Below are 12,906 nucleotides of genomic sequence, written 5' to 3' on the forward strand. Positions count from 1 at the left end.
ATTTGCCCGACGCCTTGATTAGGAAAAACTACGCCGCTGCTACTGCCGTCGCTGAAGCAGGAAGGCCACGGTCGCCAGCACCACCGAAACAATCATGATCAAGGTCGAGATTGCGTTGAGCTGCGGCGACACGCCCTGCTTGATCAGCGAGAAAATGTAGACCGGCAGCGTGGTGGCGCCGCCGGAATTCAACAGGTTGCTGGTGATGAAATCATCCATCGAGATGACGAAGGCGAGCATGGCGCCGGCGAACACACCCGGCAGGATGAGCGGCAGCGTGACGCGACGAAAGGCGACCCAACCGGTTGCATAGAGATCGCGGGCGGCTTCCTCCAGATCGAAGTCCATTCCCTGCAGGCGGGCGCGTATCGGCAGGAAGGCGAACGGGATGCAGAAGGTGGTGTGGGCGATCATCAGCTTCACCATTCCGTTGGCGAGCCCTATCTCGGAGAAGAGGATCAGGACGGCGACAGCAACGACGATTTCGGGCAGGAGCAGCGGCAGGTTCACCACCGCTTCGGAGATGCGGCGGAACCGGACATCGCGGCCGCGCACCAGCACCAATGCCGCCATCAACGCGACAAGCGTCGAGGCGACTGTGGCGACCGCGGCGACGAGCAGGGAGGTCTTCACCGCTGTCATCAGGTTCGCGTTGGACAAAGCGGTGGCGTACCAGTGCAATGAGAAGCCGCCCCAATTGGAGACGATCCGGTTCGCGTTGAAAGAGTAGAACACCACGACGGCGATGGGCAAATAGAGATAGGCGAAGAAGATCGCGCTGAAGAGACCGAAGCCCGGATAGCGCCTGACATCATCGTCCGCGTTCATGCCGCACGCTCCAGGCCTTCGGTGCGCATCGAGCGCAGACCCTGGAAAATCAGGAAGACCATGACCGCGGCCATCAGCACGATGGCGATGGCGGCGCCGAGCGGCCAGTTGCGGGCGCCACCGAACTGCAGCTGGATGAGATTGCCCATCATCATTGTCTTGCCGCCGCCGAGCAGGGTCGGCTCCAGGACCGCGCCGAGGCTTGGAACGAACACCAGGATCGCGCCGGCGATCATGCCGGGCCGGGTGAGGGGCAGGATAACGCGGCGCAATGTGGTGACGCGGTTGCCATAGAGATCATGCGACGCCTCGATGAGCGCAGGGTCGAGTTTCTCGATCGAGGCGAAGATCGGCAGGATCATCAGCGGAATGTAGCTGTAGACGAGACCGAGCAGCATGGCGGTGTTGCCGAACAGCAGCGAGTCCATGTTGTCGACGAGGCCGAGACCGCGAAGGGTCTTTTCGACGACACCATCCTTGCCAAGGATGATGATCCAGGAATAGACGCGCACGATCATCGAAACCCAGAATGGCAGCGTGACGAGATAGATCAGCAGCACTTTGATCGCCGGCCGCTGCAGCGCGATGAAATAGGCGACCGGGAAGCTCAGAAGCAGGCAGATCGATGTTGTCACGGCCGACAGGACCAGCGTTCTGGCAACAACGATGAGATATTGCGGATTGAACTCCATCTCGCCGGTCCAGCCTTCGTTGAACAAAAGCTGCTTGTAGGGCGCTGTGGTGAACACATATTCGAACCCGCCGTAAGGTCCGCGCGTCGAGAACGACACCACGATGATGATACCGATCGGGATGATCAGCGTCAGCAGCATGATGAGATGGGCCGGCAGCAGGCCGAGGACATTCCAGTCAGGACTTTTTGTGCGTGCCTTCATGCGCCGAGGATCCGCACGGATTCGGCGGCAAAGCCGACTTTTACCGATTGCCCGATTTCGAACATCTGGCCGCGGCTGACGCTGTTGCGCTTGGAGATGCGCAGCTTGGTGCCGCCCGCTTCAATCAGATAGTATGTGTAGCCGCCAAGATAATTGGTGCTCATGATCGTGCCATCGACAGCGATCGGGTTGTCCTGGGCGGGCAGGCTAATTTTCTCCGGACGTATTGAGATGAAGGCCTTCTGGCCGGCGACCGCTTTCTTGTGAGAGGCCGTCAAAGTCATGCCGAGCTGCGTTTTCACGGTTGCCTGCTCGCCGTCCACGGCAATCACGTCAGCATCGAGGAAGTTGGTCTCGCCGATGAAATCGGCGACGAAGCGGTTCGACGGCTCCTCGTAGATCGCCGCGGGTGTGCCAAGCTGCTGGATCTCGCCATCGCCGAGAACGCAGATGCGATCCGACATGTCGAGCGCTTCTTCCTGGTCGTGGGTGACGAAGACGAAGGTGATGCCGGTCTTGCGCTGCAGGATGCGCAGCTCGTCGCGCATGGCCTGGCGCAGCTTCAGGTCGAGTGCGGAGAGCGGTTCGTCGAGCAGCAGCACTTCCGGTTCCGGCGCCAGGGCGCGGGCGAGCGCGACGCGCTGGCGCTGGCCGCCGGACAGTTGGTGCGGCTTGCGCTTGGCGAACTGCTCGAGTTTGACCAGCTTCAGCATCTCGGCAACGCGCGATGCGATTTCGGGCTTCGGCATGCCGTCCTGCTTAAGGCCGAAGGCGATGTTGTTCTCGACCGTCATATGCGGGAACAGCGCATAGGACTGGAACATCATGTTGACAGGCCGCCGGTAGGGCGGGATGCCGCGCAGATCCTGGCCGTCAAGCAGAATGCGGCCGGCTGTCGGCTCCTCGAAGCCGGCGAGCATCCTGAGCAGCGTCGACTTTCCGCAACCGGAGGCGCCCAGCAGCGCGAAGAACTCGCGCTCGAAGATGGTCAGAGACAGATTGTTGACGGCGGTGAAGTCACCGAACTTCTTGGTGACGTTGTCGAACTGGATGTACGGCTTGGCATTCGGGTCGTTCCACGGTGCAAAATCCCTGCGGATGCTGCCAAGCGATTTCATGTCCCACTCCGTCCTGATTTTCTTGCTTCTTGCCCCAGGTAGAAACGGTCCCGGCAGGTGGCTGCCGGGACCGTGTCGGATTGCTTACTGGCCAGTGACGATCTTGGTCCAGGTGCGCGTGATGACGCGCTGGGTCTTGGGATCGTATGGCGAGACGGTGTAGAGCTTCTTTATGGTCTCGGCATCGGGATAAACCGAAGGATCCTCCAACAATGCCTTGTCGACGAATTGCTGCGAAGCCTTGTTGCCGTTTGCGTAGAGCACGTAGTTCGACGACTTGGCGATAACTTCCGGCTTCATCATGTAGTTGATGAACTCGAGCGCCTCCGCCACATGCGGCGCGTCGGCGGGGATTGCCATCTGGTCGAACCACATCTGCGCGCCCTCCTTCGGCACGGAATAGCCGATTTCGACGCCCTGCTTGGCCTCGACCGCGCGGTTGCGGGCCTGGAACACGTCACCCGACCAGCCGACCGCCAGGCAGATATCACCGTTGGCGAGCGCGTTGATGTATTCGGAGGAATGGAACTTCCTGATGTAAGGCCGCACCTTGAGCAAGGTCTCCTCGGCCTTCGCGATATCATCGGGTGACGTGCTGTTCGGGTCGAGGTTGAGATATTTCAACGCCGCCGGGATGATATCTGCCGGCGAGTCCAGCACGTAGACGCCGCAGTCCTTCAATTTGGCCAGGCTATCGGGATTGAAGAAGACGTCCCAGCTGTCGATCTTGTCAGTGCCTAGCGCCGCCTGCACCTTCTTGATGTTGTAGCCGATGCCAACCGTGCCCCACATGTAGTTGACCGAGTATTCGTTGCCGGGGTCATATTTGGCGGTTCGCTCGGTAACCGTGTCCCACATGTTGGAAATGTTGGGCAGTTTCGACTTGTCGAGCTTCTGGAACACGCCGGCCTGGATCTGGCGCGCAAGGAAATTGCCGCTGGGCACGACGACGTCATAGCCGCTGCCGCCGGCAAGCAGCTTGGTCTCAAGGATTTCGTTGGAATCAAAGGTGTCATAGACGACCTTGATGCCGGTTTCCTTGGTGAAATCGTCGATGATCGAACTGTCGATGTAGTCCGACCAGTTGAAGACGTTGACGACACGATCCGCGGCGTGACCGCCGACGGTGAACAATGTCAGGAATGCCGAAGTTGCCGAAAGCCAGAGCGCTTTGCGGATCATGCTATTCTCCTTTGATGAGTGTTCCTTCACCGGCTCGTCGCGATATCAGCGCGACCGGCATTTTCTTCAGACTATTGAGCTTTCCAAGGGGCGACAAGCGCGAACTGCCGAGACCATGCAGGCGGTTCGATGAGATGGCTGGTTGCCCCTGAGGCGGCCTGGGAGGCGTGCCAATACCGTCATAGGCTTTCGCCGTGGCGCGGGCAGAGATACGACGATATGGTCCGGTCCCGATCGGACCGGCTGGGAGACTTGGCAAGATACGCCTGTCTTGTTGTTGCCGTATTCCCAGCCTGCCCGTGCTGCAGCGACGTTGTCAATGGCAAAGCTGCAGGCCGCTTCAATTAGGCGACGGCACCCCGGTGACCCCTGCGCGTTCGGGCCGTGCCTGGCGCTTGAATTCGAGCCCGATATGGACGAGCAGCGCCGTGACCACCACCGCGCCACCGATGATGGTGCGCCCCGACGGCACCTCGGAATGGATGAGCCAGACCCATATCGGGCCCAGGATCGGCTCGAACGTGCCGAGCAGAGCCGCGATGGCCGCCGGGATCAGTCGTGCGCCGGTGGCGAAGAAGGCGAGACCGAGGCCGAGATTGACCACGCCGAAGGCAAACAGAAAGCCCATGTCGCTGACTGACACGGTGAAGGTCGATGCCTGCGAGACGGCAAAGCCGGCCGCGAGCATGGTGCCGAGGCACGTCGCCGGCGTCATGCGCACGCCGGAAAACCGCCGGGTGATGACGGTGGCGACCGAGAACATGACCGCGATCAACAGCGCCAGCCCATCGCCTATGGGCGAGACGGCGCCATCCAGCGATTCCGACACCATGATGGCGACGCCGGTGATGACGGCGGCGATTGCCACCCAGGTGGCGACACCGACCCTTTCGCGAAACAACGCCCAGGCAAACAGCGCCGCCAGCAACGGCACGCCTGCCTGCATCAAAAGGATGTTGGCGACGGTGGTGTAGGCCAGCGCCACGACGAAGGCGGTCGATGCGGTGGCAAAGCAGATCCCGACGGCAAGGCCGGGCAGACCCATGTCGTGGAACAGCTTCAACGTGCCACGCCAGCCGTCACGCCAGACCATGAAGCAGACCAGGAAGGCGGCTGCCCAGACGGAGCGCCAGAAAATGACCGTCCAGCTGTCACCGACGGTGATGAAGCGGGCGATGGTGCCGCCGAAACTCCACATCAGCGCCGACAGGAAGACCAAAAGCATGCCGACGCGTTCCTCGCGCGGCGACACGGCTGGCGATGCGACGATTGGCGATGCGGTATTGGTCATGGCTGCCACTGTCGGTGTTTCCGGCGGTGCACGATGCGCGATGGGCGACAAGGACGTGCCATTTTCGCCTAATGCATCGGCAACGGCCGGGCGTGATCCAGCTTCATGTTCCCCTTTGGCGCACTGGTCAGACGTCTGGACCAAATTCGCCCTGCTGGGGTTGGCTGATCATCCCAATCTAGGAGGAAGCGTTCCTGTTGCCCCGAATGAGCCGCCAAAGGCCGGCCAACGGAATCAGCAGGATCAGGCCGAATTTCTTCAAGGCGATGAGCGCCACCGCCAGAAGACCAGCCTTTGCCGCCAATTTCCCGGCGATGAGGCCGCCAATCCCAACCGCGGCGACCGTGTCGGTGCCGGGCAGGAAATCCGTGTATCTCTTGCCCGTGCTGAAGCCCGCCAGGCCAAGCACTTCATCCAGGCTCTGCTTTATCTCCGGCAACTGCTCCACATTGGCGATGTAACTCATCACGAAGACGCCCTCCCTGCCAAGGAAACGGACATCGTAGTTGAGCGTGTGGACGGCGTCGTTTCCGAACTGGAGTTCCTTGGCCCAATGCAGACGCTTGTTGACGGCATCATAGACTGGCGGCGAAGCCCAACCGATCAACGTGACGGGCGGAAAACCGTCCTTCACCCGTTGATCGTTGCCCGACAAAGTGTCGGCCTTCATGCTGCTCAATAGTTCGCTGTAGTTGATGGAGGCAGCGTCGCCGTCATCGACATAACCGATCTTTCCCAGCGCAGCTCTATTCCCCAATTGTTGTCGGCGATGGGGTCATAATTGCTCGGGAAGATCATGCCGATCGCGTCGGAACCGGCATCGGGTGGGTTACCCCAAGCCTCGGTCAGGACCGAGACGGCGTCCTTCTTATTCAGAAAATAGAACTTGCCCTTGAGATCGAGGTGAATGCCTTCGGCGAGGTCTATCGGTCCGGTCTTTGGATCTATCTTGTCCAGGAATGCCTTGCCGGCATCATTGTACTGTTTGTAGGAGCTGAAGAAATCCGAGGATTTTTCTGCATATGCAGATGAAGCTGAGAGGGCAAATGTCAGCCCAAGCGAAAAAACCGTCCTGCCCATCGCCGCCCCCCAGCCTTGCGTAGTTCGTCTTGATACCTCGTCGTCAACGCCGAATCAATATTTCGATCGGCAATACTCGGCAATATTATCTAGGAAAGACTCCGCAGCTTTCGCCGCCGGACGAAAGATATTCTTGCCGACTCATGTCGTCACTGGAAATCGAAGGCACTCAGGCCCGTCACCATCTCGTCGAGGCCGAGCGGGCGCGTCACCGGCGGCTCGGCGCGCGCCAGGCAGCCGACGCGTTCGCAAAGCCGGCAGGCAGGCCCGACCGGCGTCGCCGCAATACTGCCGGCCTTTGCGGTGATTGCCGCACCGGGTAATGCCGCGCCATAGACGATTTCGTCACGAAAGCCGATATCGCAGCCAAGCAGCAATGCGGTGCGGCGCGGACGTTCCGAGAACGCGCCTTGCGGCCCTTCCAGCGTGCGGGCGATGCACAGGAACTCGGCGCCGTCGGGCATTTCCACTGCCTCGACGAAGACCTGGCCAGGTTGGGTGAAGGCAACATGCACGGGCAGCTTGGGACAGCCGCCGCCAAAGCGGCTTTGTGGAAAGCCCTGGCTGCCGGCCTTGCGGAAGCGGTTGCCTGCATTGTCGACCTCCAGCATGAAGAACGGCACCCCCGAGGCACCCTGCCGCTGCAGCATGGTCAGCCGGTTGGCTGCCTGTTCGAAGGAGACGCCGAAGCGCGAACGCAGGACATCGATGTCATAGCGGGCGCGCACGGCAGCCGCGTGAAAGGCCTGATAGGGCATCATCAGCGCATGCGCCGCATAACGGCCAAGTTCGAAGCGGGCCAGGCGGCGCGCCTCGTCGGTGCTCAGCTTGAGCGCCTGGATCTCGCCGGCGACCGCGACCGTCATGCGGATCAGGCAGGCCTCCATCGCGACTTCGCGCAACTGGTCGAACGGCGACAGGCGTTCGGACAGGAACAGGCGCTGCGAATGACGATCATAACGGCGGCGCCAGTTAGGCATGGTGGCGACCGGCAGCACCTTGACGACGATGCCATATTCTCGCTTCAGCCAGGCCTTCAGCGCGCCGAACAGATCGTCGCCGGGATCGAGCACCGAGGTGAACGCCGCGGCCTCCTCCTCGAGGGCAGCGAAATGGTTCGGCCGGCGCTCGAGAATCTCGTGCACCTCGTCGATCGGCAGGCGGGCGCCGGAAAGCGCCGTCGCCCGACCTTCGCGCGCCAACAGTTCGTTGAGGTCGGACAGGCGCTCGGCCTGCTCGCGATAGGCGCGGAACAGTTTTATCACCGCCGCAGACGCGTTGGGCGCGGCCTCGGCAAGCTCGATCAGTTCCTGATCACCCGGCAACTCGCCGACCAGCAGGGGATCGGTGAACACTTCCTTCAAGGCAGCGACAGATCCCCTCGCCTCGCCCTGCAGTTCGTGTGGATCGACCTTGTAGACGGAAGCCAGCCTGAGGATCAGCTGCACCGTCAGCGGCCGCTGGTTGCGCTCGATCAGATTGAGATAGGACGGTGAAATGCCGAGGCCCTCGGCCATCGCCGTCTGGGTCAGGCCCTTGGCATTGCGGATGCGGCGGATGCGCGGCCCGGCGAAGATCTTCTGGTCAGCCACGGACTGTCCTTTACAGCAATTTACATGAACTTTCTGGGCTCTGGCCTTTTACAATAATGACAAATTTACAACGCACCTCTGTCAAACGCAACACAGGTTTTCTCTTATATTCCGTCGGCTTCCCGGATTTTTGTGGCTGATTTCGCGCAGAAATGTAAATCCAGTCATACCCAACGACCCCAGATTCTCGACGCCTTGAGACAGTTCAGCAATTCCTCGGAGTGACCAATGACTGATTTTTACAACCTCGTCCCATCGGCCCCGGAAGGTCGTTTCGACGGTATCGAACGGCCCTACTCCGCGGCGGATGTGAAGCGTCTGCGCGGTTCGGTGCAGATCCGTCAGAGCCTCGCCGAAATGGGTGCCAACCGGCTGTGGAAGCTCATCCATGAGGAGGACTTCGTCAACGCGCTCGGTGCCATGTCCGGCAATCAGGCGATGCAGCAGGTGCGCGCCGGACTGAAAGCGATCTACCTGTCGGGCTGGCAGGTTGCCGCCGACGCCAACACGGCTGGCGCGATGTATCCGGACCAGTCGCTCTATCCGGCCAATGCAGCGCCCGAACTGGTCAAGCGCATCAACCGGACGCTGCAGCGCGCCGACCAGATCGAAACGTCCGAAGGCAACGGGCTTTCCGTCGAGACATGGTTCGCGCCGATCGTCGCCGACGCGGAAGCCGGTTTCGGCGGACCGCTCAACGCCTTCGAAATCATGAAGGCCTTCATCGAGGCGGGCGCCGCCGGCGTCCATTATGAGGACCAGTTGGCGTCGGAAAAGAAATGCGGCCATCTCGGCGGCAAGGTGCTGATCCCGACCGCGGCGCACATCCGCAACCTCAACGCCGCGCGCCTGGCGGCGGACGTGATGGGCACGCCGACCCTGGTCGTCGCGCGCACCGATGCGGAAGCCGCCAAGCTGCTCACCTCCGACATCGACGAACGCGACCAGCCTTTCGTCGACTACGACGCCGGGCGCACGGTGGAAGGCTTCTACCATGTCAGGAACGGCATCGAGCCCTGCATCGCCCGCGCCATTGCCTATGCGCCTTACGCGGATCTGATCTGGTGCGAGACCTCGAAGCCGGACCTGACGCAGGCCAGGAAATTCGCCGAGGGCGTGCGCAAGCATCATCCCGACAAGCTGCTCGCCTACAATTGCTCGCCCTCGTTCAACTGGAAGAAGAACCTCGACGACGCGACGATCGCCAGGTTCCAGAAGGAGCTCGGCGCGATGGGCTACAAGTTCCAGTTCATCACGCTCGCCGGCTTCCACCAGCTCAACTACGGCATGTTCGAACTGGCGCGCGGCTACAAGGCGCGGCAGATGGCGGCCTATTCCGAGTTGCAGGAAGCGGAGTTCGCGGCCGAGGCCGATGGCTACACCGCGACCAAACATCAGCGCGAAGTCGGCACCGGCTATTTCGACGCCGTGTCGATGGCGATCACCGGCGGCCAGTCATCGACCACCGCCATGCATGAATCGACCGAGCACGCGCAGTTCAAACCGGCCGCGGAATAGCGAGCAGCAAAGTACAGAGGAAACGCCCAACAGGGCTGGGAACACAGGAGAAGACCAATGGCATCGATAAGCCGCGTCAAGGAACGCGCCGAGGAACAGTCGACGACGATGAGCGTCGACCAGCAGGCGACGATCCGCATGCTGGCAAACGACCTGCACCGCCTCAACCAGTCGGTGATGAAGGCGGTCGAGGCGGGCGTCTCGGTGGAACTCGTGCGCTCGGCACGACATCACGGCGGCGACGGCAACTGGGGCGATCTGCTGATCCCGGTGATCGTCACGCAGCAGCGCCACGGCTGACCGGAATCCATGCAACCGACCCTTCACCTGCGCATCCATTGCGCAGGTGAATTTTCTTTTTATGAAATGCACGTGTGGACAGTTGAGTACAGTAGCGTTGCTTGAAATTCACTGCTCCCGGCGATGATTTCGGGCACTTTTATTTCAACTTGACATAGGCTCCGATCTCACGCCAATTGCGCTCCGGATTCAACTCTGCATTGAAATAGGGGCGAGCTTCTTGGCCGACTTGTGTGCCCGGTGAATCGCGAAGGCGAGACTCCAAGACATCCGAATCTGGTGACCCGCGACTCAACCACCGAGGCGACCCGCGATCCGTCGCAGGTGCTTGTCGTCGGGAAATCGCCCATCAATCGCGTGGTGATTTCAAAGATCGTCGAGCGATCCGGACTCAAGCCGATTTCGGAATCTCCCGACACAGCGGCAAGGATCTTGCGGTCGCTCATTCCCGGTGTGGTTGTCCTTGACGGCGGCGCCGACAACAAGGACTGCGACAATCTGATGTCCAGCATCGACGCGTTGCGCCGCGCCTCGGGCAAATCGCTGCCACCGGTAATCCTGCTGTCAACCAAGAACGGCACGACGGAAAGTCTGGGCCTGTCTGGTATCATCGACGTGGTGGTCGCCAAGCCGATCACGCCCGAACGGTTGCAACCGGTGATCGATCGCCTGATCGGCCGCTAAGGCAATTGCGGGAAAAGTACGCAGGCGGTTTTCCGTCCGGAATTGAGCAAACCAGGTAAGGCCCGGCGATCACGGATCGATGATGCTTTCGATCAGTCCGGGCAGTTGTCCGAGATCGGATATCTGGCGGAACCTCGATTCGGTTACCGGCGCCTCGACATGCTCCAGCACCCATGTCAGTTCATGCGGCACATGGACACCCCAGCCGCCGGCCTCTATGGCCGGCACCACATCCGACTTCAGCGAGTTGCCGACCATCATGCTTTTCGCCGGACCATCACCGTGGCGGTTGAAGAGCCTGCTATAGGTGGCTGCATTCTTGTCACTGACGATCTCGACCGCGTCGAACAGATCGCCAAGGCCTGAGCCAGCCAGCTTGCGCTCCTGATCGAAGAGGTCGCCCTTGGTGATCAGCACGAGGCGGAATGCGCCGGCAAGCTTTTCGACCGTCTCGCGGGCGTGCGGCAAGGCCTCGATCGGATGGCTCAGCATCTCGCGGCCGGCATCGAGAATCTCCGCTATGACCGGAGCCGGTACGCGGCCTTGCGTGACCTCGATCGCCGTCTCGATCATCGACAGGGTAAATCCCTTGATGCCGAAGCCATAGACGGCGAGGTTGCGCCTTTCGGCCTCCAGCAATCGTGCCGAGATGTGCTCCGCTTCGCCATGGTCGACGAGCATGGCGGCAAAGCGCTTTTCCGTCAGCCGGAAGAACTGCTCGTTCTGCCACAGCGTGTCGTCGGCATCGAATCCGATCGTTGTCAGTTTGCCGTTGGGCCGCATTCAATTTCTCGATTAAGATTTGGGGCCTCGATTGAAGGGGACGGCCGAAACTAAGCCGATTGGCGTGATTTTCAACCGCGGTCAGCCAATGCCCGACGCGGCTCCCCTTCCCTTCCATAGGAGGGCACGGCTATACTCCACAATCCGCAACCCAATCTGGTGAATGATGCCGCCTGCAAAAAAGGAAGTCCGTCCGTCGAGCCGCGGAGGACGCGCCCGCACGCCTGCCTTCGTGAAAAACCAACGGGGCGTCAAGAACTGGAAGGAAGTCAGCGCCTGGCTGGAGTGGCGCGGCATCGAGGACATCGAGTGCATCACGCCCGATCAGGCAGGCGTTGCGCGTGGCAAGATGATGCCATCGAAGAAATTCACCTCCAACACCTCGCTGGCACTGCCTTCGGCTGTCTTCATGACAACGATTTCCGGCGGCTACCCCGAGGATGGCAATGGCTTCCATTATCCGGAAGACGACGGCGACCTCAAACTGATGCCGGACCTGTCGACCCTGACGGTGGTGCCCTGGGAGGAAGACCCGACGGCCGCGGTCATCTGCGACCTCGTCCACCAGGACGGACGCTCGGTCGAGTTCACGCCGCGCAATGTGTTGAAACGTGTGGTGGCCGCCTATGACAAGCTCGGCCTGAAGCCGGTGGTGGCGCCCGAGATCGAATTCTACCTGGTGCGCAAGAATCCCGATCCGGACTATCCGCTGACCCCGCCTGTCGGCCGGTCGGGACGCGCGATCGGCGGCGGCGCCGGCTATTCGATCGCCGGCGTCAACGAATTCGACGAACTGATCGACGACATCTACCATTTCTCCGAAAGCCAGGGCCTTGAGATCGATACGCTGATCCACGAGGAGGGCGCCGGCCAGTTGGAGATCAATCTGCGCCACGGCGACCCGATCGAACTGGCCGACCAGGTGTTCATGTTCAAGCGCACCATTCGCGAGGCAGCACTCAAGCACGAGATCTATGCCACCTTCATGGCCAAGCCCATCCAGGGGCAACCCGGCTCCGCCATGCACATCCATCAGTCGATCATCGACAAGAAGACCGGACTGAACATCTTTTCGGCCGCTGACGGCTCGGAAACTGACGATTTTTTCCATTTCATCGGCGGCATGCAGAAGCATGTGCCGAACGCACTTGTGATGTTCGCGCCCTATGTCAATTCCTACCGCCGGCTGACGCAGGCGGCGTCGGCGCCGGTCAACAACAAATGGGGCTATGACAACCGCACCACGGCGTTTCGTGTGCCGCGCTCGGATCCGGCGGCGCGGCGCGTCGAAAACCGCATCCCGTCCTCCGATGCCAACCCCTATCTGGCGCTGGCGGCATCGCTTGCCTGCGGGCTGATCGGCATCACCAACAAGATCAAGGCCGAGCCTCCCGTGCTGACCACCGCCAATGCCGACGAAATCGACCTGCCGCGCGGCCTGCTCGAAGCCGTCGACCTGTTCGAGGGCGACGAGGAACTCTGCGCGCATCTGGGCAAGTCCTTCGCCGCCACCTATGCGGCGATCAAACGGGCGGAGTTCGAGACCTTCATGGAAGTGATCAGCCCGTGGGAGCGGGAGTATTTGTTGCTGAATGTGTAGGGAATAGGGCAGTAGGGGAGTAGGGGAGTAGGGG

The 12,906-nt window shown here is 61.0% G+C and carries 13 protein-coding genes; 4 read left to right on the top strand and 9 right to left on the bottom strand.

The window, feature by feature from the left end; translation table 11 throughout:
- Nucleotides 1–39: 39 nt before the first annotated feature.
- The 8 genes from EOB59_RS16890 to EOB59_RS16925 form a co-directional block, all read right to left on the bottom strand.
- A complete protein-coding gene (locus EOB59_RS16890) occupies nt 40–828 on the bottom strand; it encodes an ABC transporter permease (RefSeq protein WP_127292325.1) in 789 nt (262 codons plus the stop codon).
- On the bottom strand, nt 825–1,724 hold the full coding sequence (locus EOB59_RS16895; RefSeq protein ID WP_128288829.1) for an ABC transporter permease: 900 nt from the start codon (nt 1,722–1,724) through the stop codon (nt 825–827). The genes EOB59_RS16890 and EOB59_RS16895 overlap by 4 nt, the downstream gene beginning before the upstream one ends.
- Nucleotides 1,721–2,842, bottom strand: a complete 1,122-nt coding sequence (locus EOB59_RS16900; RefSeq protein ID WP_128288830.1) for an ABC transporter ATP-binding protein — start codon at nt 2,840–2,842, stop codon at nt 1,721–1,723. The genes EOB59_RS16895 and EOB59_RS16900 overlap by 4 nt, the downstream gene beginning before the upstream one ends.
- 84 nt (nt 2,843–2,926) lie before the next feature.
- Complete coding sequence (locus EOB59_RS16905) at nt 2,927–4,024, bottom strand: polyamine ABC transporter substrate-binding protein (RefSeq protein ID WP_127268369.1); 1,098 nt, start codon at nt 4,022–4,024, stop codon at nt 2,927–2,929.
- A 340-nt stretch (nt 4,025–4,364) separates the two neighbouring features.
- Nucleotides 4,365–5,315, bottom strand: a complete 951-nt coding sequence (locus EOB59_RS16910; RefSeq protein ID WP_128288831.1) for a DMT family transporter — start codon at nt 5,313–5,315, stop codon at nt 4,365–4,367.
- A 178-nt stretch (nt 5,316–5,493) separates the two neighbouring features.
- Nucleotides 5,494–6,072, bottom strand: a complete 579-nt coding sequence (locus tag EOB59_RS16915; protein WP_128288832.1) for a DUF2167 domain-containing protein — start codon at nt 6,070–6,072, stop codon at nt 5,494–5,496.
- Entirely contained in the window at nt 5,991–6,395 is a 405-nt protein-coding gene (locus EOB59_RS16920) for a DUF2167 domain-containing protein (protein WP_128288833.1), read from the bottom strand. The genes EOB59_RS16915 and EOB59_RS16920 overlap by 82 nt, the downstream gene beginning before the upstream one ends.
- Nucleotides 6,396–6,544: 149 nt before the next feature.
- The gene (locus EOB59_RS16925) at nt 6,545–7,987 is read right to left on the bottom strand and encodes an XRE family transcriptional regulator (protein ID WP_127807877.1); all 1,443 of its coding nucleotides are present in this window, start codon (nt 7,985–7,987) and stop codon (nt 6,545–6,547) included.
- Nucleotides 7,988–8,215: 228 nt separating this feature from the next.
- Between EOB59_RS16925 and aceA the strand changes: the two genes are divergently transcribed.
- The 3 genes from aceA to EOB59_RS16940 all read left to right on the top strand — a co-directional run bounded on the left by aceA (nt 8,216) and on the right by EOB59_RS16940 (nt 10,489).
- The gene (aceA, locus tag EOB59_RS16930; RefSeq protein WP_127268366.1) at nt 8,216–9,505 is read left to right on the top strand and encodes an isocitrate lyase; all 1,290 of its coding nucleotides are present in this window, start codon (nt 8,216–8,218) and stop codon (nt 9,503–9,505) included.
- A gap of 57 nt (nt 9,506–9,562) precedes the next feature.
- Nucleotides 9,563–9,805, top strand: coding sequence for a hypothetical protein (locus tag EOB59_RS16935; protein ID WP_112625246.1), 243 nt, complete (start codon nt 9,563–9,565; stop codon nt 9,803–9,805).
- A gap of 231 nt (nt 9,806–10,036) precedes the next feature.
- A complete protein-coding gene (locus EOB59_RS16940; protein ID WP_128288834.1) occupies nt 10,037–10,489 on the top strand; it encodes a response regulator in 453 nt (150 codons plus the stop codon).
- A 69-nt stretch (nt 10,490–10,558) separates the two neighbouring features.
- Here the strand turns inward: EOB59_RS16940 and EOB59_RS16945 are convergent, their stop codons facing one another.
- Complete coding sequence (locus EOB59_RS16945; RefSeq protein ID WP_128288835.1) at nt 10,559–11,272, bottom strand: HAD family hydrolase; 714 nt, start codon at nt 11,270–11,272, stop codon at nt 10,559–10,561.
- A 163-nt stretch (nt 11,273–11,435) separates the two neighbouring features.
- On the opposite strand from EOB59_RS16945, the gene EOB59_RS16950 reads away from it, so the two are divergent.
- Nucleotides 11,436–12,872, top strand: coding sequence for a glutamine synthetase family protein (locus EOB59_RS16950; RefSeq protein WP_164895672.1), 1,437 nt, complete (start codon nt 11,436–11,438; stop codon nt 12,870–12,872).
- The last annotated feature ends 34 nt before the right edge of the window (nt 12,873–12,906 follow it).

It is taken from the genome of Mesorhizobium sp. M7A.F.Ca.MR.176.00.0.0 (assembly GCF_004023165.1).
Lineage (GTDB): Bacteria > Pseudomonadota > Alphaproteobacteria > Rhizobiales > Rhizobiaceae > Mesorhizobium.

Bases quoted from the DNA above. Each gene is read 5' to 3' on its own strand.
- EOB59_RS16890 (WP_127292325.1), bottom strand. From the start codon at position 828: ATGAACGCGGACGATGATGTCAGGCGCTATCCGGGCTTCGGTCTCTTC.
- EOB59_RS16895 (WP_128288829.1), bottom strand. From the start codon at position 1,724: ATGAAGGCACGCACAAAAAGTCCTGACTGGAATGTCCTCGGCCTGCTG.
- EOB59_RS16900 (WP_128288830.1), bottom strand. From the start codon at position 2,842: ATGAAATCGCTTGGCAGCATCCGCAGGGATTTTGCACCGTGGAACGAC.
- EOB59_RS16905 (WP_127268369.1), bottom strand. From the start codon at position 4,024: ATGATCCGCAAAGCGCTCTGGCTTTCGGCAACTTCGGCATTCCTGACA.
- EOB59_RS16910 (WP_128288831.1), bottom strand. From the start codon at position 5,315: ATGACCAATACCGCATCGCCAATCGTCGCATCGCCAGCCGTGTCGCCG.
- EOB59_RS16920 (WP_128288833.1), bottom strand. From the start codon at position 6,395: ATGGGCAGGACGGTTTTTTCGCTTGGGCTGACATTTGCCCTCTCAGCT.
- aceA (WP_127268366.1), top strand. From the start codon at position 8,216: ATGACTGATTTTTACAACCTCGTCCCATCGGCCCCGGAAGGTCGTTTC.
- EOB59_RS16935 (WP_112625246.1), top strand. From the start codon at position 9,563: ATGGCATCGATAAGCCGCGTCAAGGAACGCGCCGAGGAACAGTCGACG.
- EOB59_RS16945 (WP_128288835.1), bottom strand. From the start codon at position 11,272: ATGCGGCCCAACGGCAAACTGACAACGATCGGATTCGATGCCGACGAC.
- EOB59_RS16950 (WP_164895672.1), top strand. From the start codon at position 11,436: ATGATGCCGCCTGCAAAAAAGGAAGTCCGTCCGTCGAGCCGCGGAGGA.